This window comes from Streptomyces sp. NPDC093097, assembly GCF_044754325.1.
Classification (GTDB): domain Bacteria; phylum Actinomycetota; class Actinomycetes; order Streptomycetales; family Streptomycetaceae; genus Streptomyces.
This window is the reverse complement of sequence record NZ_JBIVOW010000024.1, coordinates 22,675-46,365: the sequence shown is the minus strand read 5'-3', so window position 1 is coordinate 46,365 and position 23,691 is coordinate 22,675. Positions and strand designations below refer to the sequence as shown.

The window sequence follows — 23,691 nt, the reverse complement described above, 5'->3', positions numbered from 1 at the left end:
CGCGGCGTCAGCCGAACGGCAGGGCCCGCCACGGGGACGCCGGATCCTGCATCAGCACCCGGTGGTGATGCGCCGTCTCGGCGTACGCCTGCCCGAACCAGCCGTTGTCGAACGCCAGCACCCGCCCGAGCGCGTACCCGGCGGCGAACTCCTCCCACGAGCCGTAGACCTCCCTGGCCCGGGCCAGCACCCGGGCCACCGCCTGCTCGGCCTGCGGCGGCCCGCACAGCCGCGCGCCCAGGCCCCAGCGGACCAGGCCGATCGCGTGCACCAGGTCCAGCGCGACCAGCGACACCACCCGGCCCTCGGCCGGCAGCAGCCCCTCCGTCCGGAACCGCTCCTCGTAACGGTCCACCAGCTCCGGCACCGCGGGCGCGTCACCGCCGTCCGCCGACGCTTTCTCAGCGGACCCGTCGGACTCCTCGGCCCCTTCGGCACCCTTGGCCTCTTCGGCCCTGGCGGCCCGGGCGCGCAGCGCCGCCTCCGCGTCCGCCGGCACGAACGCGCCGCCGAGCATCTGGTCGAACCGCTGCTGCCAGCTCACCGGGTCCGTCACCGACCACTGCCCGCGCAGCGTCTCCGCGTCCGCCGAGTAGTCCAGGAACGCCGTCCCCAGCTCGTTCCACGGCACGCTGTGGTGCACCGCGAGCGGCGCCCCGCAGGCCAGTCCCTGCGCCACCGGGCCCTGGAGCGGCCCGCCGTAGTGGGTCACCAGCAGCCCGCCCGGCCGCACCCCGAACTGCATCCGCAGCTGCATCCAGCGGCCCCGGTGGGCGGGCGTCGTGCGCAGGTACGCGGCGAACGGGGTGCCCGGATTGACCGCCAGCCGCCACTTGTCGTTGGGCCAGTCCTGGGCGAAGTCCTCGACCGTGACCCGGTCGAAAAGCTGCTGCGGCTGCCACGGCGGCAGCATGCCGCGCGTCAGCACGGGAATGCACTTACCGCCCGCCACCGGATCGTCATAGACGGGCAGCGGGTCCTGACCCTGCTGCGGCACCGCCAGATACAGATCCTCACCGGCGATCGCCGCGACCTGTCCGTCCTCGTCCCCACGTGCCGTTGCCTCGTACAGCCGCCGTTCGGTCTCCGTCGGCGGCATCCATCCCGGAGTAACCACAGGCCAGACCCTACGGTGGTCCCGACCCCGGCCGTCACCAGGGGCCGCGGGAGGGACCGCCGCCCGGCCCGCCGCTTGCCGGAGCCCACCCCGTACCGGAGGCTCGATGCCATGAGCAGTCATGACCGCCCCGCGCCCGGGCACGACCACAGTGACCAGGAGGGCGCCGCCGTCGACTGGGAGGAGCTCGGCCCATACCTCGAACGGGGCGCCGAGATCCAGACCCCGCTGTACGAGCAGGCCGCCGCCTGGCTGCGCGAACTGCTCTCCGTGAACGAACCTGACACAGCGTCAACTCGCCCTGAGGGCCCGGCCGGTGCCGTGGACGTGCGTCGCGTCCTCGACGTCGGCAGCGGCCCGGGGGTGGTCAGCTGCCTGCTGGCCCGGGCCTTTCCGAACGCCGAGGTGTGCGCGGTGGACGCCACCGAAGCGCTGCTGGAACGCGCCCGCGACCGCGCCGACCGGCTCGGCCTGGCCGACCGGATCCACACCCACTGCGCCGAGGTCCCGCACGGCCTCGATCCGCTCGGCGGCGCCGATCTCATCTGGTCCAGCAAGGCGCTGCACCACGTCGGGGACCAGCGCGCCGCGGTCGCCGCCCTCGCCGGCCATCTGCGGCCCGGCGGCCTGCTGGCGATCTCCGAGGGCGGCCTGACCCCGCGCTTCCTGCCGCGCGACCTCGGCATCGGCCGCCCGGGGCTCCAGTCCCGGCTGGACGCGGCCGCCGAGGACTGCTTCACCGAGATGCGGGCGGTGCTGCCCGACACCGCCGACACCCTGGAGGACTGGCCCGCCTTCCTGGCCAACGCCGGGCTGCGCACCCCGCGCACCCGCAGCTTCCTGCTGGACCTGCCGGCCCCGCTTCCCGACGACGCCCGCCGGCACCTCCAGGCCACCCTGGGCCGCGCCGTCGAGACGTACGGCGACCGGCTGGATCCGGACGACCTCATCACCCTCACCCGCCTCACCGACCCCTACGACCCCGCAGGCGTCACCCGGCGCCCGGACGTCTTCCTGCTCTCCGCGCAGACGGTGCACACCGCCCGTGCACCGGAGCAATAGCCCGCCCGGTGGCCGGCCGCCCGCCGGCCCTGCGTTCTGGTCGCGGCGCAGGGCCGGCGGGCAGCGCGACGCCTTGTGTGTCCAACGGGATCCGTTCGCGGTGCAGTTGACGGGGCGCGCTCCCGACTCGGGCCTCATTCCCCGGACTTGGGGTGGATCAGCGCGAAGACGGCGCCCTGCGGATCGGTCAGCACGGCGATCCGGCCGACGACCATGTCGAACGGCTCCACGATCGTGCTGCCGCCGGCCTTGAGGACCTTGGCGACCGCCGCATCGGTGTCCGGCACCGCGAAGTACGTCAGCCAGTGCGAGGGCGTGTCGGCCGGCAGATGCTCCGGCATCGGCTGCACACCGCCCACGGGGTGGCCCGCCACCTGCAACGTGTTGTAGTGCTCGATGCCCTCCGCCGCGGCGGACTCGATGCCGAAGGCCGCCTTGTAGAAGGCGGAGGCGGCGGACCGCTCGGTGGTGTTGAGCTCGTTCCAGATCAGTGCGCCGGGCTCGTTGACGATGCCGGCGCCCGGGAAGTCGACCGGCTGCCAGACACCGAAGACCGCCCCGGTCGGATCGGCGGCGATGAACATCCGGCCCAGCGACATCACATCCATCACCGGCATCAGTACGGTGCCGCCGGCGGAGGCCACCGACCGCTGGGTGGCTTCCGCGTCGGCGCTGGCCAGATAGGTGGTCCAGACCGTCGGCGGGGCCGGCTGGTCCCCCATCGCGACCGCCGCCATGATGCCGGCCACGGGCTTCCCGTTCAGCGTGCAGACCGCGTAACCGCCGGCCTCCGGAGGGCCGACCTCGCCGCTCCAGCCGAGGAGGTCGGCGTAGAAGTCGATGGCGGCCTTCTGGTCGGGGGCCGCGAGGTCGACCCAGCAGGGCGTCCCGGGCGGGTAGGGAGAGGTGACGTCGGGCATCGGTGGCCTCCTCGGAACGGAAGTGGTGGCTGCCCAGCGGCCGTCGCGGCCGCGAGCGGCTCCCCTTCCACGTTTCCCGGCGCCCGCCGACCCCGCCACTCGGGGCCGCGCCGCCGCTCCGCCTCCGGCCGGACGCCCACGGCGACATCCGCGGTACGCGACGGCGCCGCCCGCCCCAGGGCGGGGCGGACGGCGCCGCGCGGCAGCGGGGCCGCGGCGTGCACCGGCTCCCGGGCCGGTGCCTGCCCGAAGGCTCAGGCCACGTCGAAGGTGGCCGGGTCGGGGCCGAGGCGGGTGCCGGAGTCCAGGCCGGCCACGGCCGACAGGTCCTCGCCGTCCAGCTCGAAGCCGAAGACGTCGAAGTTCTCCCGGATCCGCGAGGGGGTGGCGGACTTGGGGATGACCACGTTGCCGACCTGGAGGTGCCAGCGCAGGACCACCTGGGCCGGGGTCTTGCCGTGCTTCTCGGCGATCTTGGTGATCGTCGGGTCCGTCAGCAGCCCCTTGCCCTGGCCCAGCGGCGACCAGGCCTCGGTCGCGATGCCGTGCTTGGCGTGGAAGGCGCGGGACTCGGCCTGCTGGAGCTGGGGGTGCAGCTCGATCTGGTTGACCGCCGGGACGATGGAGGTCTCGCCGAGCAGCCGCTCCAGGTGGGCGGGGAGGAAGTTGGAGACGCCGATGGCCTTGGCGCGGCCCTCGGCGTAGATCTTCTCCAACGCCTTGTAGGTGTCGACGTACGTGTCACGGGCCGGCAGCGGCCAGTGGATCAGGTACAGGTCGACGTACTCCAGCCCGAGCTTGGCGAGCGAGGCGTCGAAGGCGCGGAGGGTGGCGTCGTAGCCCTGCTCGGCGTTCCACAGCTTGGTGGTGACGAAGAGCTCCTCGCGGGCGATGCCGGAGGCGGCGAGCGCCCTGCCGGTGCCCTCCTCGTTGCCGTAGATCGCGGCGGTGTCGACGCTGCGGTAGCCGGCCTCCAGGGCGTGGCCGACGGCGGTGAACGCCTCCTCGTCGGGGATCTGCCAGACGCCGTATCCGAGCTGGGGCATCGTGACGTCGTTGTTGAGCGGGATGGAGGGAACCGTGCTCACGGGGATTCGATCCTTACGTCGACTTGCTGTTCTCCGTCGACAACGATCATCCGTCTCCGGACATTCCCGCGCACGCCGGCGGAGGTGTTCGCTCGCAGCCGATCCGGCTCCGCCCGTCCCTCACGCCCGGTACAGCGCGTCCACCTCCGCCGCGTACGCGGCCTCGATCGCCTTGCGCTTGAGCTTCAGCGAGGGCGTGAGCAGGCCGTGTTCCTCGCTGAACTGGTTGGCCAGTATCCGGAACGTGCGGATCGACTCGGCCTGGGAGACCAGGGTGTTCGCGGCGACCACGGCCCGCCGGATCTCGGTCTCCAGATCGGGGTCGCGCACCAGGTCGCGCGCGGTCATCTCGGGCTTGTCGCGCATCGTCAGCCAGTGCGCGACGGCCTCCGGGTCCAGGGTGACCAGTGCCGAGATGAACGGCCGGTCGTTGCCGAGGACGATGCACTGGGCGACCAGCGGATGGGCCCGCACCCGCTCCTCCAGCGGCACCGGCGAGACCGACTTGCCGCCGGAGGTGACCAGGATTTCCTTCTTCCGGCCGGTGATCGTCAGATAGCCGTCCTCGTCCAGGGAGCCGAGGTCCCCGGTGGCGAACCAGCCGTCGTGCAGCACCGCATCGGTCGCCTTGGTGTCGTTGTGGTAGCCCTGGAAGACCTGGCCCCCGTAGAGCCAGATCTCGCCGTCCTCGGCGATGTGGACGGTGGTGCCGGGCACGGGGGTGCCGACGGTGCCGAAGCGGGTCCGCTCGGGCGGGTTGGCGGTGGCCGCCGCGGTGCTCTCGGTCAGGCCGTAGCCCTCGAAGATCCGCACGCCCGCGCCGGCGAAGAACAGGCCCAGCCGGCGCTCCATGGCCGAGCCGCCGGACATCGCGTGCCGCACCCGGCCGCCGAGCGCCTCGCGGACCTTGCTGTAGACCAGCTTGTCGAAGACCTGGTGCTGCATCCGCAGGGCGGCGCCGGGGCCCGGGCCGGTGTCGAACGCCTTGTGCTCCAGTGCCTCCGCGTAGCGGACCGCGACCTCGACGGCCTTGTCGAACGGACCCTCCTTGCCCTCGGCCTCCGCCTTGCGGCGGGCCGCGGCGAAGACCTTCTCGAAGATGTACGGCACCGCCAGGACGAAGGTGGGGCGGAAGGTCTGGAGGTCCGGCAGGAGGGCGCGGGCCGACAGTTCCGGCTGGTGGCCGAGCTTGACCCGGCCGCGGACCGCCGCGACCTGCACCATCCGGCCGAAGACATGGGCCAGCGGCAGGAAGAGCAGGGTCGCCGCCTCGTCGGCGGACTTGGCGCGGAAGACCCTGTCGTACCGCAGCACGATGTTGTCGGCCTCGGCCATGAAGTTGGCGTGCGTGATCACGCAGCCCTTGGGGCGGCCGGTGGTGCCGGAGGTGTAGATGATCGTCGCGACGGCCTCCGGGGTGATCGCCATCCGGTGCCGGTGCACCACCTCGTCGTCGAGGTGCGCACCGGCCGCGGTCAGCTCCGCGACCGGGTCGGCGTCCAGCTGCCACAGCTTCCGCAGCTGGGGGAGTCTGCCGATGACCGAACCGATGGTCATCGCGTGGTCCTCGTGCTCCACCAGGCAGGCCGCGACGTCCGCGTTGTGCAGCATCCAGAAGACCTGCTCGGCCGACGAGGTCGGGTACAGCGGCACGGACTGGGCGCCGATGGACCACAGGGCGTAGTCGAACAGCGTCCACTCATAGCGGGTGCGGGACATGATGCCGACCCGGTCGCCGAACCGGATGCCCTGCGCGAGCAGGCCCTTGGCGAGCCCCATGACCTCGTCCCGGAACTGCCCGGCGGAGACGTCCTGCCACTGCCCGGTGGCGTCCTTGCGCGCGAGCGCGGCCCGTCCGGGGTCGGCTTCCGCGTGGTCGTAGACCGGGTCTGCCAGCCCGCCGACCTGGGGCGCGGTCGCCAAAGGCGGGATGGTGAACTCGCGCAATGACTCAGCTCCTCGTGGTGCTTCTCGCAAGGCCGCGACCGTACCCCACGGGGACGCTGCGTGGGAGTCCGGTATCACGGTGTAACGGTGGGGCAACGGGAACAGGCCAGGCGGGGAAACCGGGTTACTTCGGGTAACTGGGGGCATTCTCCGGCCGTTCCGCTGCCGGACGAACACGATGCCGGGACGGGATCTGCACCGAATCTCTGCATCCTTTGTGCCGTTGGAGCATGTCGGGGGCGTATTCCGGCGGACTGCGGGGATCTGCGGGAGGCCGGCGGGAGATTCCTGGGGGAGCGCCGCCCGCCCCGCCCGCAGGAGGGTGGCGGGCCCGGGCGGTGCGACGCATTCCGGGCGGCCCCCGGGGCGCCGGACCGCGGGCGCTACGGGAGCTGGAGCCGGTCGCCGCCCGCCAGGATCGCCTCGGCCAACGCCTCCGCGGGGCCGCGCGCCGCCCCCGCCCGCCGCCCGTGCAGCAGGACGAAGTCCACCTCGCCCAGCTCCGGCAGCCCGGCCCGGGACGGTATCCGCACCAGCCCCGGCGGGATCAGCCCGCGGGTGTGCGCCATCACCCCGAGCCCCGCCCGGGTCGCCGCGATCAGCCCGTTCAGGCTCCCGCTGGTGCAGGTGATCCGCCACTGCCGGCCCTCCCGCTCCAACGCCTCCAGCGCCCGCGCCCTGGTCACCGCCGGTGGCGGGAAAACGACCAGCGGGACCGGCCGTTGGGGGTCCAGCCGCAGCCGCTCGCCACCCACCCACACCAACCGGTCCCGCCACACCAGCTGCCCCCGCGGCCCCTCCGGGCGCCGCTTGGCCAGCACGAGGTCGAGCCGGCCGGCCGCCAGCAGCTCGTGCAGGGTGCCGGACAGCTCCACGGTCAGCTCCAGGTCGACCTCCGGATGGTCGCGCCGGAAGCCCTCCAGCACCTCCGGCATCCGCGTCAGCACGAAGTCCTCGGACGCTCCGAAGCGCAGCCGCCCGCGCAGCCGCGTCCCGGCGAAGAAGCTCGCCGCCCGCTCGTTGGCCTCCAAGATGGTGCGCGCGAAGCCCAGCATCGCCTCGCCGTCCTCGGTGAGTTCCACGGCGTGGGTGTCCCGTACGAACAACCGCCGCCCGGCCGCCTCCTCCAGCTTCCGCACGTGCTGGCTCACCGTGGACTGGCGCAGCCCCAGGCGGTGCGCGGCCTGGGTGAAGCTCAGCGTCTGCGCCACGGCCAGGAAGGTGCGCAGCTGCGCGGGCTCGAACACGGGGGCCTCCTGCCGCTCGGGACGCGCGCGCAGCCCGGCGGCCGGGTGCGAAGTCGCGGGCGGCGGCGATCGCGTTTCATGATGACAGTCACCACGGTAAGAGGGGTTCCCGATCACCGCCGCACCCGGCAGGCTGGAGAGGGCACCGTCCATGCCGCGTCCGTGAGCCGCCGACCCCGAAGAGAGACCATGCGCCGCCCTGTGTTCCGCCTGCCCCCCTGGCTCCCCGTGGACGGTTACATCCTCGCCTTGCTCGGCACCGTCGGCCTGGCCGCCCTGCTGCCGGCCCGCGGCGCCGCCGCCACCGTCGCCGACGGCGCCTCCACCGGGGCCGTCGCCCTGCTCTTCTTCCTCTACGGGGCCCGGCTCTCCACCCGGGAGGCGATGGACGGACTGCGCCACTGGCGCCTCCATCTGACCACGCTGGCCTGTACGTTCGCGGTCTTCCCGGTGCTCGGACTGGCCGCCGGCGCCCTCGTTCCGGTCGTGCTCCCGCCCGCGCTCTACACCGGTCTGCTGTTCCTGTGCCTGGTGCCGTCGACGGTCCAGTCCTCGATCGCCTTCACCTCCATCGCCCGCGGCAACGTGGCGGCGGCGATCTGCGCCGGCTCGTTCTCCAGCATCGTCGGGATCGTCCTCACCCCGCTGCTGGCCGGACTGGTGCTGCACGGCGACGGCGGCGGCTTCTCCGCGCACTCCCTGGTCGCGATCGTCTGCCAGCTCCTGCTGCCGTTCCTCGCCGGGCAGTTGCTGCGCCGCTGGGTGGGAGGTTTCCTCACCCGGCACAAGAAGGTCCTCGGCTACGTCGACCGCGGCTCGATCCTGCTGGTCGTCTACGCGGCGTTCAGCGCCGGCATGGTGCAGGGCATCTGGCACCAGGTCTCCCCGCCGCGGCTGCTGTGCCTGCTGGGGGTGGAGGCGGTGCTGCTGGCGGTCATGCTGACGCTCACCTCGTACGGGTCGCGCAAGCTCGGCTTCTCCCGGGCCGACCGGATCGCGATCACCTTCGCCGGTTCGAAGAAGAGCCTGGCCGCCGGACTGCCGATGGCCAGTGTGCTGTTCGGCGCCCAGGCCGGGCTCGCGGTGCTGCCGCTGATGGTGTTCCACCAGATGCAGCTGATGGTGTGCGCGGTGCTCGCCAAGCGGTACGCGGCGCAGGCGGACGCCGAGGAGCCGCCGGCGGCGGGGCCCGACGACGCCGGACCCCGCCCCCGCGGTCAGCGGCCGCTGTCCACCCTGTCCAGCGGGAGCCCGAGCACCAACGGGGCGGCCACATAGGCGTTGTCCTCGCGCACGCGCGCGAGTTCGGCGTCGGTCAGGGCCCGGCGGTAGACGCGGACCTGGGCCAGCGCGCCGGTGAACTGCGCCCGGCGGTCCGGCTTCTGGCCCAGGTGGACGGCGAACACCGAGGTGCGGCTGACCGATCCGGGCACGTCCGCCGCGGAGGCGGTCGCGGTGCCGTCCACGGTCAGCAGCAGCCGGCCGCCGGTGCGGCGCAGCGCCAGGTGGTGCCAGCGGCCGTCGTTGTAGGCGCCGGCGGTGGCGACCTGGACGGTTGCCGGGGACCGGGCGCCGTCAACGGCCGTGAGATGCGCGGTGATCCGGTCGTGCGCGGGATCGCCGCTCACCGCGACCTGCGGGGAGAGGCTGCCCACCCCGCCCATCCACAGCAGCGGCTGTTCGCCTCCGGTGGCGCGGTAGCGGAACCACAGGGTGCAGGTGAAGTCCCGGCCGCCCAGGGGGAGCGAGTCCCGGTAGGGGAGGCGCACCGCGTCGTCGGTGCCGTCGAAGGACAGCGCGCGGCCGAAGGGGCCGTCGGTGAGCCGGGCGCCGCCGAGCACCGGCGCCGGCCGGGCACCGCGGGCCAGATCGGGAGTGGTGGGGTCCGGGCCGCGGCGCGGGCCGAGCCATGCCTCGGTGAAGCGGGCGAAGCGGATCTCGTCCCGGGCGTCGGCGGTGCCGCCCTCGTAGAGCAGACCGGTGACGGTGGGGGAGACGGCGACCAGGTCGGAGTAGCCCGACCAGTCGACGGTGACCCGGGCGCCCCGCTCCACGCCCTCCCAGGTGCGGCCCTCGTCGTAGGAGGAGCGGATGGTCATGGTCCGGCGGCGGTCGGGGTCGGCGGGCGCGGCGAGCAGGGTGCGGGTGCGGCCGCCGGCCGCCGACGAGCGCGGCAGCAGCAGCGCCGAGGCCTGCACCATCGGCGCGGGGAAGTCGGGCAGGGCGCGGAACGGGCCGGTGAAGGAGTCGCCGCCGTCCCGGCTGACGGCGGCGGTGCGGTTGCCCAGGTCGGTGCCGTCCTGCTCGCGGCCGTTGACGTAGAGCGAGCCGTCGGTCCGCTCCAGGAGGGTCATCTCGGACGGTTTCTGGCGGAAGAGGCCGCTGGGTGCGATCGGCCAGGTGTCGACCGCGCCGACCTTCCAGGTGGTGCCGCCGTCGTCGCTGTGGATCAGGGCGGCGTGGTTGGCGGTGATCCGACCGCCCGCGTAGCTCTCGGCGTTGACCCCGAAGACCAGCCGGCCCGCATGCCGCCCGCGGGTGAGCTGGACGCCGTGCACCGGGCCGGTGGCGTACCAGGAGTTCCACCGCCGGGGGCGGACGCTGCGGGTCAGATCGCGGGGCGCGGACCAGGTGGCGCCGTCGTCGTCGCTGTACTGGAGGTGCGGGGTACGGTCGCACGGTATGTCGCAACTGAGGCCGTCGGTACGGCCGTTGTTGTAGGTCTCGGCCAGGACGATCCGGCCGGTGCGGCGGTCCACCATGGGCGCCGGGTTGCCGTGGGTGTCCCCGTCGCCGTGGTTGACGACCTGGAGGGGGCCCCAGGTCCGGCCGCCGTCGGTGGAGCGCTTGAGGACGAGGTCGATGTCGCCGGCGTCCCCGCAGTCGTGCACCCGGCCCTCGGCGAAGGCGAGGAGGGTGCCGCGGACGGTCCGCACGATGGCGGGTATACGGAAGCAGAAGTACCCCTTCTCCTGCGCCGCCTTGAACAGGACCCGCTGGTCGAAGCCGCCCGAGGGGGCGTCGGCGGCGGCCCGGGCGGGGGCGGTCGCCGGCACGGCCAGCACGGTGGCGGCCAGTGCGGCGACGGCGGCCGGGGCGCGGCGGTGCCGGGGTCTGCGGCGGAGGCGGGGGTGCGCGCGGAGATCTGACGTCATGGTCCGGCCTGCCCTTCGAGGCATCGGGTCGGGTCATCAGGACATCCAACGTTCTATGTGCAGATGCGACGGAAGCTACTGCCGTGCGCCAGGCGCGACAAGGAGCCCGCGTCGGTTCTCTGCGCCCGGCCCCGAATTCACCCTCCAGGGCCGGGCGTACTGCGCCGTGTGCGCCACCCGGGGCCGGTGGGGTGGACGGTGCCTGGCCCCCGGGGCGGCCTCACGGCCGCAGCACCACCTTCCCCAGATTCGCCCGCGCCTCGATGATCTCGTGGGCCTTCGCGGCCTCGGCCAGCGGCAGTTCGGCATGGACCGCGGCCACCAGCCGGCCCGCCCCGGCCAGCTCCCACAGCTCGGCGTGGTCCCGCGCGTACTGCTCCCGGTGGGCGGAGGCGAAGTGCCGCATGGTCAGCCCCGTGATGGTCTTCGCGCCGGCCAGCAGCTCGTACGCCGGGAGGGTGCCGCCACCGGAGTTGAAGAAGATCAGCCGCCCACCGGGCGCCAGGGCGGCCAGCGCCCGCGGCAGCAGCTCCCCGCCCACACCGTCGAGCACCACGTCGACCGGCTCGCCCCAGGACTCCCGGTCGTACGTCACCACCCCGTCGGCGCCCAGCCCGTACAGGAACTCCGCCTTGGCCGCCGAGCCGACCGCGGCCACCACCCGCGGTACGCCCCGGAGCTTGGCCAGTTGGACGGCGAGGTGCCCGGTGCCGCTGGCCGCGCCGGTGATCAGCACCGACTCGGTGCCGGACGGGGCGGCGGTGCCGAGCGCGGCCAGCGCCACATGCCCGCCGCGCACCAGCGCCACCGCCTGCACCGCGCTCGCGCCGTCGGGGACGTGACTGGCCAGGACGGCGGGGGCGAGGGCGAGTTCGCCGTACGAGCCGGTGAGGGTGAGCGAGGTGACCCGGTCGCCGACGGCGAAGCCGGTGACCTCCGGCCCCAGGGCGATGACCTCGCCGGCGATCTCGCCGCCGAGCACGCCGGGCAGCGGATCGCCGCCGCCCCTGCCGTCGCCGCGCACCCGCCGCACCGACGGCAGGGTGACGCCGATCGCCTCGGTGCGGACGAGGAGTTCACCGGGACCGGGCACCGGGTCCTCGGCCTCCTCAAGACGTAGGACCTCCGGGCCGCCATAGGCATGGAATCGGACCCGACGCATGGGCCATCACCTCCGGGAGAACGGGCCGCACGATGACGACGGCGGCCGGATTCATGGGGAGCCCCAACGATAAACAGAAACCATTGGGGCTGCCAACGGTTTTCATGGGTTCTCCCAACATTGGTGCCACCCACGGTCTCCGGATACGCTGACTCCATGACCGCCGACCCCGCCCCCTACGCCCCCAGCCGGATCCGCGCCCTGCCCAGTTGGCTGCTGGGCCGCGCCGCCGCCCGCGGCCACCGGCTCGTCGCCGAGGCGCTCGCCGCCGAGGGCATGCGGATGATGCACCACGCCGTGCTCAGCGCGGTCGCCGAACTCGGCCCGGTCTCCCAGGCGGAGCTCGGCCGACGGGTCGGCATCGACCCCAAGGACATCGTCGCGGTCGTCAACGACCTCCAGAAGGACGGCCTGGTCACCCGCACCCCCGACCCCGAGGACCGCCGGAAGAACGCCATCGAGATCTCGACGGAGGGCGAGCGGCGACTGCGCCGCACCCAGCGGCTCGGCGACGCGGCCAACGCCGAACTCACCGCCGCGCTCAGCGAGGAGGAGCGCGCACAACTGGTCGCGCTGCTGACCCGGATCGTGGCCCCCGGGGAGTGAACCGGGCGGCCGCGCCGCCTCAGTCGGTGGCGGTCGCCGCGTCCAGCGCCAACCGGTGCTCGCCCGCGTAGACGTTCATCGACGTCCCTCGCAGGAAACCCACCAGCGTCAGCCCCGTCTCGACGGCGAGGTCGACGGCGAGCGAGGACGGCGCGGAGACCGCGGCCAGCACCGGTATACCGGCCATCACGGCCTTCTGCGCCAGCTCGAACGAGGCCCGCCCGGACACCATCAGCACGCTCGACGACAGCGGCAGCCGGTCCTCCCGGAGCGCCCGCCCGACGACCTTGTCCACCGCGTTGTGCCGCCCCACGTCCTCGCGGACGTCGAGCAGTTCACCGTCCGCGGTGAACAGCGCCGCCGCGTGCAGACCGCCGGTCCGCTCGAAGACCCGCTGGGCGGCCCGCAGCCGGTCGGGCAGCGCCGCCAGCGTCTCCGGCGTGATCCGGGGCGTGCTGTCCGGGTCGGCGGACAGCTGCCAGCGGGCGGTGGTGCGCACCGCGTCCAGGCTCGCCTTGCCGCACAGCCCGCAGGACGACGTGGTGTAGACGTTCCGCTCCAGGGAGATGTCCGGGACGGTGACCCCGTCGGCGAGCCGGACGTCGACGACGTTGTAGGTGTTGCCGCCTCCCCCGGTCTCGGCTTCGCTCGACCGGGAGGTGCCCCCACCCGTGGCCCCCGCGCAGTACACGATGTTCGCCACCTCGTCCGCGGCCGCCAGCACCCCCTCGCTGACCAGGAAGCCCGCGGCCAGCGCGAAGTCGTCACCGGGGGTGCGCATGGTGATCGTCAGCGGCCGGCCGTTCAGCCGGATCTCCAGCGGCTCCTCGGCGACCAGGGTGTCCGGCCGGCTGCTCACCGCACCCCCGCGGATCCGGATGACGCGGCGTCGCTCGGTGACCCGTCCCATGTCTGATCAGCCCCGGTTCTGTCTGCGGTGTTGGCCGTGCTCGTCGATGTCCCCTGTCCGGCACGGGCGTTCACCCGGCGCCCGCGGCGGCGATCGCCCGGCCCGGATGCGCCGCGGACCACCTCGGCGACCTGTGGGGGAGCGGCAACGCTCGGTAGACTGTAGACGATAGCCAATTATGGAGGGGGACCCCGATGCTGTCCCGAGGGCTGCCGCAGGGCACCGTACCCAAGCTCGAACGCCCCGGTCCGCTGCGCGAGCGCGTCTACGAGGCGCTGCTCGAACTGATCACCACGCGCGCGCTGCGGCCCGGCCAACACCTCGTCGAGAGCGAACTGGCGGGCCACCTCGGCGTCTCCCGCCAGCCGGTCCGCGAGGCCCTCCAGCGGCTCAGCACCGACGGCTGGGTCGATCTGCGCCCCGCCCAGGGCGCCTTCGTCCACGACCCCACCGAGGAGGAGGCCGACCAGCTGCTGACGGTCCGCACGCTGCTGGAGGCGGAGGCCGCCCGGCTCGCCGCGGTGCACGCCGAACCGTCCGGCATCGCCGAGTTGGAGCGGCTCTGCGACGAGGGCGAGCGCGCCGTCCAGGGCGACGACGTCGAGACCGCCGTCGCGCTCAACGCCGCCTTCCACGCCAAGGTGACCGCACTCGCCGACAACGCGGTCCTCGCGGAGCTGGCCGGACAGGTCGGGCGCCGGGTGCGCTGGTACTACACCCCGGTCGCCCGCAAGCGCGGCATGCAGTCGTGGGTCGAACACCGCGAGCTGATCGCCGCGATCGCCGACGGCGACGAGGCCCGCGCCACCGCCGTGATGCGCGCACACACCGAGCACACCCGGCGCACCTACCACGAACGTGACGGCGAGGACGCCTGAGCCGGTCGGGACCGGGGTGGCCGGTCCTCGCCCCTGCCGGCCCGCGTCCCGTCCGAGGGGCGAGACCAGGGGCGAGGAGCGGCCCGCCGCCGGGTAGGGTGCAGGCGATTACGCCCCGGCTGATCACTGACAAACCACTCCGAACCCGACCAGAAACGGCGAGACGCACATGAGCGAAGGGACAGCACCGGAAGCCGGCGAGGCGGCCTCCGTCGCCGACGAGGCGGCCCGCGAGCGGCTGCTCTACCTGCGCGGCAGCATCGACAACCTCGACGCCGCGCTGGTGCACCTGCTCGCCGAGCGCTTCAAGTGCACCCAGCAGGTCGGCGAACTCAAGGCCCGGCACAGCCTGCCGCCCGCCGACCCGGCCCGCGAGGCCGCCCAGATCGCCCGCCTGCGCCGCCTGGCCGAAGAGGCCCGCCTGGACCCGGCGTTCGCGGAGAAGTTCCTGAACTTCATCATCGGCGAGGTCGTCCGCCACCACCGGGCTATCGCGGACCGGGCGGTGGCCGACGGCGAGGAGCAGCCGCCGCACCCGGACGGACCGCGGCCGACGGCCGGCTGAGCGCTTTCGCCGAGCACGTTCGCAGCGCCTTTGGGTGGGCCGGCCGGCACGTCCGTCATCTGCTGCCCGCGCCGGTGGGTTCCTCAACGTACCGGCACGGGCAGGCCGTTCACCATGGTTCGCACCGCAGTCCATTGAGAGGGTGTCCCGCGTGGCGGGACACCCGTAGGCATTTCACCCCAACCACGCCGAAGGCTTGACACGCCTCTCCCGCGCTGATGTCCATTACCCCCCATCGGAATTCCGCGATGGCGTCGAGCGGCATCGGCGCGAACTCCCTTTCTTCCACGGGGACTTGTCGCCGTTCTTTCCCCGCTGCCTAGGCTTTCGTCGGCAAGGAGAGGGAGGTTTACTGTGAATGCGCTGAATCTCAGCGAGGCGGAAGTCGAAGGCTTCGTCAGGGACGGCTTTGTGAAGTTAAGCGGGGCCTTCTCGAAGGAGACGGCCGAGGAGTGCCGGGAGCGGCTCTGGCGGGAGACCGGCAAGGATCCGGAGGATCCGACCACGTGGACGGAGCCGGTGATCCGGGTTCCTCCGATCAACGACCCGCCGTTCTTGGAGTCGTGCAACACGCCCCGGCTGCACCGCGCGTACGACCAGCTTTTCGGCGACGGCCGGTGGACCCCGCCGGAATGGCCCGGCACCTTCCCGGTGCGCTTTCCCCACCCCTCCGCGCCGATGGACACGGCGTGGCACTTCGACGCTGGCTGGCACGTCGATGAGCAGTGGTTCGAGGCGCTGGAGGACGGCGGCGACCTGGCCAAGGTGGACCCGCACGGATTCCGCGTCAACATCCAGTCGCGCGGCCGCGCCCTGCTGCTTCTGTTGCTCTACTCCGACGTCGGGCCGGACGACGCGCCGACCGTGATCCGCGTCGGCTCGCATCTCGACGTGCCCCCGCTCATCGCCCCCTACGGGGAAGAGGGCTGCGGTCTGATCGATGACGACTACCTCGACGAGAAGACGGCGCACCGGCCGGAGGTGCTGGCCACCGGCGAGGCCGGCGATGTGTTCCTGGTCCACCCGTTCCTCGTGCACGCCGCCCAGGCGAATCGGCACGGGCGGCCGAAGTTCATGGCTCAGGCGTCGGTGGAACCGCTCGAACTGGTACGGACCGAGCGGCCGGACGGGGCGTACAGCCCGGTGGAGCAGGCGGTCCGGAAGGGACTGGGACTGTCCCCGGTGAGCTGACCGCGGCGCAGGCGTGCGGGGGCGTACCAGAATTCGGTACGCCCCCGCACGCCCGCCGGGCTGCCCGCCCCCTCAGCTCACCTCCCGGCTGATCGGCCGCGGGTTGGGCGTCACCTCGCGCAGCCGCGGCCGTCCCGGCTGGTGGAGCAGCAGCGTGAAGGCCGCCGCGATCAGCGAGATGCCGCCGGCCAGCAGATAGGCGCCGCGGTAGCCCCAGGCGCTGACCACCATCGAGCCCAGTCCGCCGCCGAACAGGCCGCTGATGAGCTTGCCGCTGTAGACCAGGCCGTAGTTGCTGGCGTTGTAGTTCTCCCCGAAGTAGTCGGGGGTCAGGGCCGCGAAGAGCGGATAGAAGGCGCCGCCGCCGAATCCGGAGAGGAAGGCGAAGAACAGGAACAGCCACTGGCTGTGCAGGTCCCCGGCCCAGAGCACCCCGAACTGGGCCAGCCCCAGCACGACGATCACGAAGACCAGGGTCGTCTTGCGGCCCCACAGGTCCGACAGCCAGCCGACCACCGTCCGCCCGACGCCGTTGACGACCGACATCACCCCCATCGACGAGGCCGCGACCAGCGGGCCGAAGCCCACGTCCTTCGCGAAGTCGACCTGGAAGGAGATCCCGAAGATCGAGACGCCGGCGGTCAGCACCACACTCACCCACATCACCGGGAGCATCCCGCTGCGGAGCGCCTCCTTGGGCGTGAACTGGTGCACCGCAGGAGGGTTCTTGGTCAGATGCGCGGTGCTCTTCTGCGGCCCGCCGTCGGCGAGCGGCGGAGCGACGTCCGCGGGCCACCAGTTCTTCGGCGGGTCCTTGAAGAACCAGGCACACCCCGCCACCACGATCAGCACATAGACCCCGATCAGATCCAGCACCTCGTCGAAGTCATGTGTGGTGAAGGCGTAGTTGAAGACGAAGATGAACGGCAGGGCGCCGTAGGCGAAGCCGCCGTTGACGAACCCGGTCTTCGTCCCGCGCCGCTCCGGGAACCACTTGCCGACCATGTTGATGCAGGTGGCGTAGACGAGCCCGGAGCCGACACCGCCGACGACCCCGAAACCGCAGAGCGCCGCCGGTACGTTGTCCAGATGCCCCAGGGCGACGAAGCCCAGCAGGCTCAGCGCCGCTCCGATGTACATCGCCCGGCGCGCGGTAAGCCTGCCGCGCTCCCGTAACCAACCGGCCGGGAAGGCGATGCCCGCCTGGCAGAACACCCAGACGCTCAGAATCCAGAAGGTGTCGCTCTGCGACCAGCCGTGGGCGTGCGAGAGAGTGCCCTCGGCCGACCCGTAGGCGTATTCGGAGACGCTGATGGCGATCATCGAGAGCCACGGCAGATACACCATCAACTGCCGTGAATGGCCGCCCAGTAGCTCCCGGTCGGTCTCGCCGATCCGGTAGACCCGGCCCTTGCCGTCGGTGACTTCCCGATAGGCGGTGCCCATCGTGACTGTCGTGCCCGCCGTGCCTGGCGTTCTTGCCGTTCCCGTCGTCCCCGTCGTCCCCGTTGTACCCGTCGTGCCCCTGCTGTCCCGCCTGCTGTGCTCCATATCGTTCACCTCGGAATCGAAAGAACCCGGTCAGCGCGCCTCTGTCCGATCTCTCAGGGGTTCGAGGGAGGAACTCAGGGGCCGAGCAGTCCCGCCGCCCGCGCCCAGCGGTACTTGGCGCCGAGCACGGCCACCGGCTTCTCGGTCGTGTACGGGTAGGCGACCACCCCGCGCGCGAACAGCTCGGCGGCGGCCTCCTCGACCTCGGTGTCCCCGGCCAGCGACGCCACCACCGGCTTCTCGACGCCGCGCGCCCGGAACTCCTCGACGACCCGCGCGGTCAGCTCCGCGAAGACCGCCGGCGGGGTGACGATGGTGTGCCAGTAGCCCAGCACCAGGGCGTGGATGCGCGGATCCGACAGGCCCAGCCGGAGGGCCGCCTCATAGGTGGCCGGTGGCTCGCCGCCGGTGATGTCCACCGGGTTGCCGGCCGAGCCGAACGGCGGGATCAGGCGCCGGAACGCCGCGTCGAGGTCGGCCGGAATGTCCATCAGCCGCAGCCCGTTGTCGACGAGCGCGTCCGACAGCAGCACCCCGGAACCGCCGGCGCCGGTGATCACCACCACGTTGTCGCCCTTCGGGACCGGCAGGACGGGCAGCGCCCGGGCGTACTCCAGCAGGTCGGCAAGGCCCGGCGCCCGGATCACCCCGGCCTGCCGCAGGATGTCGTCATAGACCGCGTCATCGCCGGCCAGCGCACCGGTGTGGGAGCCGGCGGCCCGCGCGCCGGCCCCGGTACGGCCCGCCTTCAGCACCACCACCGGCTTCTTCGGTACGGTCTCCCGGGCCGCCTCGACGAACGCCCGGCCGTCCTTGAGGTCTTCGAGGTGCATCGCGATGCAGTCGGTGTGCGGATCCTCGCCGAAGTAGGTGAGCAGATCGTCCTCGTCCACGTCCGCCTTGTTGCCAAGACCGACGATCGCCGAGACGCCGGTCCGGGTCGTCCGCGCGAACCCCAGGATCGCCATCCCGATGCCGCCGGACTGCGAGGTCAGCGCCACCCCGCCCTTGACGTCGTACGGGGTGCAGAACGTGGCGCACAGGTCCTGCCAGGTGGAGTAGTAGCCGTAGATGTTCGGGCCGAGCAGCCGGACGCCCCACTCGGCGCCGATCGCCACGATCCGTTCCTGGAGGGCGGGTTCACCGGCCTCGGCGAAGCCGGACGGGATCAGCACGGCGTTCGGGATGCCCTTGCGGCCCACCTCCTCCAGCGCGGCCGGCACCAGCGGCGCGGGGATCGCGAACACCGCCACGTCCACCTCGCCCGGGACGTCCAGCACCGACCGGTACGCCTTGCGGCCCTGGATGTCGTCGGCCGTGGGGTGCACCGGATGGATCTCGCCGGAGAAGCCGCCGTCGAGCAGATTGCGCAGCACCGAGTGGCCGATCTTCCCCGGGGTGTTGGAGGCCCCGATGACCGCCACCGAGCGCGGCCGCATCAGCCGCCCCATCGCGGCGAGGATCTCCTCCCGGCCGTGCCGCGGGCGCTGCGGCGGAGCCCCGGTGCTCAGCAGGATCCGCACGTCCGCGGCCGTCACCCCGTCCGCCGAGGCGAACACCGGATTGAGGTCCACCTCCGCGATCTCCGGGAAGTCCGTGGCCAGTTGGGAGGTGCGGACGATCAGTTCGGTCAGCGCGGCACGGTCCACCGCGGGCCCGCCGCGCACCCCGCGCAGCGCCTTTGCCGCCCGGATGCCGTCCAGCATCGACGCGGCGTCCTCGGCCGTCGCCGGCGCGAGCCGGAAGGTGACGTCCTTGAGCACCTCGACCAGGACCCCGCCCAGTCCGAACGCCACGACCTTCCCGAACGTCGGGTCAGTGACCGTCCCGACGATCACCTCCTGCCCCGCCGGCACCATCTGCTGCACCAGTACGCCGTCGATCCGCGCCTGCGGGGCGTACGCCCGCGCGTTCGCCACGATCGCGGTGAACGCGCCGCGCACCTCGGCCGCCGAACCCAGGCCCGTCCGCACTCCGCCCGCTTCGGTCTTGTGCGGGATGCCCGGCGAGACGATCTTCATCGCCACCGGGAACCCGATCCGGTCGGCGAGCGCCACCGCGGCCTCGGCGTCCTCCGCCAACCCCTCCGCCGGCACCGCAATCCCGTACGCCTCGGCGATCAGCTTCCCCTCGGGCGCGGTGAGCACGATCCGCCCCTCGGCCCGCGCCGCCGCCAACACCCCATCCACCACGCTCTTCTGACTCTCACGCATCATCAGATCACTCCCTCCGCCGTCAAGCGCTCCAGTTCCGCTCCGTCCAGCCCCAGCTCGTCGCCGTAGACCTCGGCGTTGTGCTCGCCCAGCAGCGGTGAGCGATGGACGTCGACGGGGGAGTCGGAGAGCTTCAGCGGCGAGCCGACCGTGGTGAAGGTGCCGCGCTGCGGATGCTCGACCTCGACCACCATCCCGTTGGCCGCCAGCGACGCGTCCTCGATGATCTCCTTGGTCGACAGGATCGGCCCGCAAGGGATGTCATGGGCGGTCAGCTGCGCCAGCACCTCCCACTTGGGGAGCGTGGTGCTCCACTCCTCGATCAGCTGGAACATCTTCGACAGCCTGGGAAGCCGCGCCTCCGGCGTCGCCCACTCCGGGTCCTGCGCCAGCTCCGGCCGCCCGATCAGCTCGGTGAGCGGCCGCCAACCGACCGGCTGCACGATCACATAGACGTAGTCGTTGGGCCCGCCGGGCGCGCACTTCACCGCCCAGCCCGGCTGCCCGCCACCGCTGGCGTTGCCGCTGCGCGGCACCTCGTCGCCGAAGTCCTCGTTCGGATACTCCGCCAACGGCCCGTGCGTCAGCCGCTGTTGATCGCGCAGCTTGACCCGGCACAGATTGAGCACCGCATGCTGCATGGCGACGTTGACCCGCTGGCCGCGGCCGGTGCGGGTGCGCTGGAGGAGCGCGGCGAGGATGCCGGCGACGCAGTGCACCCCCGTGCCGGAGTCGCCGATCTGCGCCCCGGTCGCCAGCGGCGGTCCGTCCTCGAAGCCGGTGGTCGCCATCGAACCGCCCATGGCCTGGGCCACCACTTCGTACGCCTTGAAACCGGTGTACGGGCCGTCCCCGAACCCCTTGATGCTGGCGTAGACGATCCGCGGATTGATCTCCCGGATGCGCTCCCACGGGAATCCCATCCGATCGACCGCGCCCGGCCCGAAGTTCTCCACCAGCACATCACTGCGCCGGATCAACTCCGTCAGCAGCTCCTTGCCCCGCGGGGTCTTAGTGTTGAGGGTGATGCTGCGCTTGTTGCAGTTGAGCATCGTGAAGTAGAGCGAGTCGGCGTCCGGGACGTCCCGCAGCTGCCGCCGCGTGATGTCCCCCGTCACCGCCTCCAGTTTGACCACATCGGCCCCGAGCCAGGCCAGCAACTGCGTGGCGGAAGGCCCGGACTGAACGTGCGTCATATCCAGCACACGAATGCCGTCAAGTGCCCTGTCCATGCCCGACTCCCTCCTACTTGTACATGGTCTGGTTCATCGTTCCGGGGGCGTAGGCGTCCGGATCGATCCACACGTTGATCAGCGAGGGCTTCCCGGACTCCCGGGCCCGCCGCAGCGCCGGCCCGATGTCCGCCGGATCCCGGACCTCCTCGCCGTAGCCGCCCAGCATCCGCGCGAACTCGTCGTAGCGGACATCGCCGAGCGTGTTGCCGACCCGCTCCCGCTCGGCGCCGTACTTGGCCCGCTGCCCGTAACGGATCTGGTTCATCGACGAGTTGTTGCCGATCACGCCGACGAACGGCAGGTCGTAGCGGACCAACGTCTCGAAGTCCCACCCCGTCAGGCTGAACGCGCCGTCGCCGAAGAGCGCGACCACCTCCTTCTCCGGCCGCGCCTGCTTGGCCGCGAGCACGAAGGGGATCCCGACACCGAGCGTGCCGAGCGGCCCCGGGTCCATCCAGTGACCGGGCGACTTGGGCTGCACGACCTGCCCGGAGAAGGTGACGACGTCCCCGCCGTCCCCCACATAGATCGAGTCCTCCGTCAGAAACTCATTGATCTCACTCACCAACCGATAGGGGTGAATGGGGGAGGCGTCGGACCGCAACTGCGGCAACCGCTTGTCCAACGCGGCCTGTTCGACGGCCCGCAGCTCGTCCAGCCACTCCTTGCGCTTGGCGCCACCCCCGTTGATCCGCCCCGACGCGGCCTCGCCGACCGCCTTCATCACGAGGCCCGCGTCCCCCACAATCCCCAGATCGACGTCCCGGTTCCGCCCCACCGTCCGGTAGTCCAGATCGATCTGCACCACCGTGGCGTCCGGTGACAAGCGCTTGCCGTACCCCATCCGGAAGTCGAACGGCGTCCCGACGATCACGATGACGTCGGCGTTGGCGAACGCGTACCGCCGGGACAACTGGAAGTGGTGCGGATCGCCGGGCGGCAGCGTCCCCCGCCCGGCGCCGTTCATGTACGCCGGGATGTCCAGCGCCCGGACGAGCTCCACCGCGGCCTCGGTCCCGCGCGTCGTCCACACCTGGCTGCCCAGCAGGATCGCCGGCTTCTCCGCCCGCACCAGCAGATCGGCCAGCCGCTGCACGTCCTCGGGGTCGCCGGGGGAGCGGGTCGAGGCCCGATAGTGCCCGGCCCGCGGCACCCGCGCCGCCTCGGCCGGCACCTCGGCGTCCAGCACATCGCGCGGGATCTCCAGGAACGAGGGCCCGGGCGCACCGTGGAAGCACTCCCGGAACGCCATCGAGACCATGTCCGCGGCCCGCGCGGTGTCCGGCACGGTGGCCGCGAACTTGGTGATCGGCGTCATCATCTCGACGTGCGGCAGGTCCTGGAGCGACCCCATCTTGTGCTGCGTACGCGCCCCTTGCCCCCCGATCAGCAACATCGGCGACTCGGCCCGAAAGGCGTTGGCGACCCCGGTCACCGCATCCGTGGTCCCGGGCCCCGCGGTGACCACCGCACACCCCGGCCGCCCGGTCAGCCGCGCATACCCGTCCGCGGCATGCGCGGCGACCTGCTCGTGCCGGACGTCCACCACCTTGATGCCCTCATCGACACACCCGTCATAGATGTCGATGATGTGCCCCCCACAGAGCGTGTAGATCACCTCCACACCCTCCGCTTTGAGCGCTTTAGCTACCAAGTGACCGCCGGAGATGGGGGGTTGGGGGGCTTGGGTGTGATGGGCGGCGTGGGTGGTGTGGGTGCCTTGGGCGCCTTGGGTGTCGCGGGAGTGGTGGGTGTCGCGAGTATCGCGAGTGTCCTGGGCTTGCTGGGTGTCTTGGGTGCCCTGGGGGGCCTGGGATTCCTGGCAGTCCTGAGCGTCTTCCTTAGCCACTTCAGTCACGTCAGTCACTTCCTTAGCCGTGTGCGGCGCCGCTTCTTCAGCCGACGACCGCCCTCCCTGCAGTCGACTGAAGACTGTATACAGTCGCCAGTCGACAAATACTGTATGGAACCGTTATCCCTCACCGCTCCACGGTTGTCCAGGGGGAGACGTCGCGATCAAGCCACCAGGCTGCGGGGTATCGGCCACTGCCCCTCGGCCGCGGCCGCCGACCACTGGCTACCCGCTACTCGCTGTCGGCTACTGGCGGCCAGCTGCCGGGGTGGTCGCCAGTCCGTCCGCGGCTGGCCGAAAGATCCCTCCGCCCGCCCCGAGTGCTGCGTGCCCCCCCCGGGTCGTCGGGGCGTCTCCCTCGACTGGCGCCGCACCAGGCTCGCGGCCCCCTCTGTCCCGGCGTCGCCAGGGGCGCCGCGCCAAGCCCCGCGGGCGCCCGGGCGGCTCATAAACGCGCCTTATGCCCAGCACGGATACGCAGGTGAAACCCACTCCGAAACCTTGGTATTGTTATCCATGTCGCCGCGGGGAACGCCCCGCGAAGACCACCTAAGTCCGGGTGGCGGAATGGCAGACGCGCTAGCTTGAGGTGCTAGTGCCCTTTATCGGGCGTGGGGGTTCAAGTCCCCCCTCGGACACTCTTGAGATGTGCATGTTTCAGAGGGTCGTGACTCTACGGTCATGACCCTCTTTTGCATGTCGAGGGTCAGCGTAAGTCCGACCTCTTCGTAGAGAGGCTGCTTACGTTCACGGGTGGCTTCGAGGAGTCGGTCGGTCATCGTGCCGAGCTCCGAGACCATGTGGTCGATCTGCCCTGCGGGAGGACTTCGGGTTCGACTGCTGTGGCGGCGAGGAGCTCTGGTTGTGTCGCGGCCTTCTCGCTCTGGGTTTGGTTGATCCATTCCATGGCAATCTGAGGGTCGGCTCCGGCGTCGAGTGCCCCCCGGCACTGGGTGATGGGCTTGTCGCATTCGGTGATCGTGCGCCGCGCT

Annotated in this window: 18 protein-coding genes and 1 tRNA gene; 7 read left to right on the top strand and 12 right to left on the bottom strand. The window is 72.0% G+C overall.

Features of this window, described 5'->3' with window-relative positions; all coding sequences use genetic code 11:
• Nucleotides 1–7: 7 nt before the first annotated feature.
• Complete coding sequence (locus ACIQE0_RS31690; protein ID WP_402338699.1) at nt 8–1,099, bottom strand: DUF1266 domain-containing protein; 1,092 nt, start codon at nt 1,097–1,099, stop codon at nt 8–10.
• A gap of 129 nt (nt 1,100–1,228) precedes the next feature.
• Here ACIQE0_RS31690 and ACIQE0_RS31685 point away from each other — a divergent pair, with 129 nt between their 5' ends.
• A complete protein-coding gene (locus ACIQE0_RS31685) occupies nt 1,229–2,179 on the top strand; it encodes a class I SAM-dependent methyltransferase (RefSeq protein WP_402338698.1) in 951 nt (316 codons plus the stop codon).
• Between the two features lie 134 nt (nt 2,180–2,313).
• Here the strand turns inward: ACIQE0_RS31685 and ACIQE0_RS31680 are convergent, their stop codons facing one another.
• From ACIQE0_RS31680 to ACIQE0_RS31665, 4 genes are all read right to left on the bottom strand, one after another.
• Complete coding sequence (locus tag ACIQE0_RS31680) at nt 2,314–3,099, bottom strand: VOC family protein (protein ID WP_366333188.1); 786 nt, start codon at nt 3,097–3,099, stop codon at nt 2,314–2,316.
• A gap of 254 nt (nt 3,100–3,353) precedes the next feature.
• Complete coding sequence (locus tag ACIQE0_RS31675) at nt 3,354–4,187, bottom strand: aldo/keto reductase (protein ID WP_402338697.1); 834 nt, start codon at nt 4,185–4,187, stop codon at nt 3,354–3,356.
• Nucleotides 4,188–4,307: 120 nt separating this feature from the next.
• Nucleotides 4,308–6,134, bottom strand: a complete 1,827-nt coding sequence (locus tag ACIQE0_RS31670; protein WP_402338696.1) for an AMP-dependent synthetase/ligase — start codon at nt 6,132–6,134, stop codon at nt 4,308–4,310.
• Nucleotides 6,135–6,517: 383 nt separating this feature from the next.
• Entirely contained in the window at nt 6,518–7,381 is an 864-nt protein-coding gene (locus ACIQE0_RS31665) for a LysR family transcriptional regulator (protein ID WP_402338695.1), read from the bottom strand.
• Between the two features lie 189 nt (nt 7,382–7,570).
• On the opposite strand from ACIQE0_RS31665, the gene ACIQE0_RS31660 reads away from it, so the two are divergent.
• Nucleotides 7,571–8,659, top strand: coding sequence for a bile acid:sodium symporter family protein (locus tag ACIQE0_RS31660; protein WP_402338694.1), 1,089 nt, complete (start codon nt 7,571–7,573; stop codon nt 8,657–8,659).
• Here ACIQE0_RS31660 and ACIQE0_RS31655 read toward each other — a convergent pair.
• A complete protein-coding gene (locus ACIQE0_RS31655; protein ID WP_402338693.1) occupies nt 8,599–10,536 on the bottom strand; it encodes an exo-alpha-sialidase in 1,938 nt (645 codons plus the stop codon). The genes ACIQE0_RS31660 and ACIQE0_RS31655 overlap by 61 nt on opposite strands.
• A gap of 220 nt (nt 10,537–10,756) precedes the next feature.
• A complete protein-coding gene (locus ACIQE0_RS31650; protein WP_402338692.1) occupies nt 10,757–11,698 on the bottom strand; it encodes a zinc-binding alcohol dehydrogenase family protein in 942 nt (313 codons plus the stop codon).
• A gap of 156 nt (nt 11,699–11,854) precedes the next feature.
• On the opposite strand from ACIQE0_RS31650, the gene ACIQE0_RS31645 reads away from it, so the two are divergent.
• Entirely contained in the window at nt 11,855–12,304 is a 450-nt protein-coding gene (locus ACIQE0_RS31645; protein ID WP_402338691.1) for a MarR family winged helix-turn-helix transcriptional regulator, read from the top strand.
• A 19-nt stretch (nt 12,305–12,323) separates the two neighbouring features.
• Here ACIQE0_RS31645 and fdhD read toward each other — a convergent pair whose 3' ends face one another.
• The gene (gene fdhD / locus ACIQE0_RS31640; RefSeq protein ID WP_402338690.1) at nt 12,324–13,214 is read right to left on the bottom strand and encodes a formate dehydrogenase accessory sulfurtransferase FdhD; all 891 of its coding nucleotides are present in this window, start codon (nt 13,212–13,214) and stop codon (nt 12,324–12,326) included.
• A 194-nt stretch (nt 13,215–13,408) separates the two neighbouring features.
• Here fdhD and ACIQE0_RS31635 point away from each other — a divergent pair, with 194 nt between their 5' ends.
• The 3 genes from ACIQE0_RS31635 to ACIQE0_RS31625 all read left to right on the top strand — a co-directional run bounded on the left by ACIQE0_RS31635 (nt 13,409) and on the right by ACIQE0_RS31625 (nt 15,848).
• On the top strand, nt 13,409–14,092 hold the full coding sequence (locus tag ACIQE0_RS31635) for a GntR family transcriptional regulator (protein ID WP_366333206.1): 684 nt from the start codon (nt 13,409–13,411) through the stop codon (nt 14,090–14,092).
• Between the two features lie 169 nt (nt 14,093–14,261).
• On the top strand, nt 14,262–14,657 hold the full coding sequence (locus ACIQE0_RS31630; RefSeq protein WP_366333208.1) for a chorismate mutase: 396 nt from the start codon (nt 14,262–14,264) through the stop codon (nt 14,655–14,657).
• A gap of 354 nt (nt 14,658–15,011) precedes the next feature.
• The gene (locus ACIQE0_RS31625; protein ID WP_402338689.1) at nt 15,012–15,848 is read left to right on the top strand and encodes a phytanoyl-CoA dioxygenase family protein; all 837 of its coding nucleotides are present in this window, start codon (nt 15,012–15,014) and stop codon (nt 15,846–15,848) included.
• A 72-nt stretch (nt 15,849–15,920) separates the two neighbouring features.
• Here the strand turns inward: ACIQE0_RS31625 and ACIQE0_RS31620 are convergent, their stop codons facing one another.
• From ACIQE0_RS31620 to ACIQE0_RS31605, 4 genes are all read right to left on the bottom strand, one after another.
• On the bottom strand, nt 15,921–17,294 hold the full coding sequence (locus ACIQE0_RS31620) for an OFA family MFS transporter (protein WP_402338688.1): 1,374 nt from the start codon (nt 17,292–17,294) through the stop codon (nt 15,921–15,923).
• 179 nt (nt 17,295–17,473) lie between these two features.
• Nucleotides 17,474–19,612 carry an acetate--CoA ligase family protein gene (locus ACIQE0_RS31615; RefSeq protein WP_402338763.1) on the bottom strand — a complete coding sequence of 713 codons (2,139 nt, stop codon included), beginning with the start codon at nt 19,610–19,612 and terminating at the stop codon, nt 17,474–17,476.
• Between the two features lie 2 nt (nt 19,613–19,614).
• A complete protein-coding gene (gene frc / locus ACIQE0_RS31610) occupies nt 19,615–20,844 on the bottom strand; it encodes a formyl-CoA transferase (RefSeq protein WP_402338687.1) in 1,230 nt (409 codons plus the stop codon).
• 13 nt (nt 20,845–20,857) lie between these two features.
• Nucleotides 20,858–22,516 (bottom strand): thiamine pyrophosphate-binding protein, encoded by a 1,659-nt coding sequence (locus ACIQE0_RS31605; RefSeq protein ID WP_402338762.1) that lies wholly within the window; start codon nt 22,514–22,516, stop codon nt 20,858–20,860.
• 736 nt (nt 22,517–23,252) lie between these two features.
• Between ACIQE0_RS31605 and ACIQE0_RS31600 the strand changes: the two genes are divergently transcribed.
• Nucleotides 23,253–23,337 (top strand) — tRNA-Leu (locus ACIQE0_RS31600).
• Nucleotides 23,338–23,691: the final 354 nt, after the last annotated feature.

Bases quoted from the DNA above. Each gene is read 5' to 3' on its own strand.
- frc (WP_402338687.1), bottom strand. From the start codon at position 20,844: ATGGACAGGGCACTTGACGGCATTCGTGTGCTGGATATGACGCACGTT.
- ACIQE0_RS31620 (WP_402338688.1), bottom strand. From the start codon at position 17,294: ATGGGCACCGCCTATCGGGAAGTCACCGACGGCAAGGGCCGGGTCTAC.
- fdhD (WP_402338690.1), bottom strand. From the start codon at position 13,214: ATGGGACGGGTCACCGAGCGACGCCGCGTCATCCGGATCCGCGGGGGT.
- ACIQE0_RS31635 (WP_366333206.1), top strand. From the start codon at position 13,409: ATGCTGTCCCGAGGGCTGCCGCAGGGCACCGTACCCAAGCTCGAACGC.
- ACIQE0_RS31685 (WP_402338698.1), top strand. From the start codon at position 1,229: ATGAGCAGTCATGACCGCCCCGCGCCCGGGCACGACCACAGTGACCAG.
- ACIQE0_RS31645 (WP_402338691.1), top strand. From the start codon at position 11,855: ATGACCGCCGACCCCGCCCCCTACGCCCCCAGCCGGATCCGCGCCCTG.
- ACIQE0_RS31650 (WP_402338692.1), bottom strand. From the start codon at position 11,698: ATGCGTCGGGTCCGATTCCATGCCTATGGCGGCCCGGAGGTCCTACGT.
- ACIQE0_RS31615 (WP_402338763.1), bottom strand. From the start codon at position 19,612: ATGCGTGAGAGTCAGAAGAGCGTGGTGGATGGGGTGTTGGCGGCGGCG.
- ACIQE0_RS31680 (WP_366333188.1), bottom strand. From the start codon at position 3,099: ATGCCCGACGTCACCTCTCCCTACCCGCCCGGGACGCCCTGCTGGGTC.
- ACIQE0_RS31655 (WP_402338693.1), bottom strand. From the start codon at position 10,536: ATGACGTCAGATCTCCGCGCGCACCCCCGCCTCCGCCGCAGACCCCGG.
- ACIQE0_RS31630 (WP_366333208.1), top strand. From the start codon at position 14,262: ATGAGCGAAGGGACAGCACCGGAAGCCGGCGAGGCGGCCTCCGTCGCC.
- ACIQE0_RS31690 (WP_402338699.1), bottom strand. From the start codon at position 1,099: ATGCCGCCGACGGAGACCGAACGGCGGCTGTACGAGGCAACGGCACGT.
- ACIQE0_RS31660 (WP_402338694.1), top strand. From the start codon at position 7,571: ATGCGCCGCCCTGTGTTCCGCCTGCCCCCCTGGCTCCCCGTGGACGGT.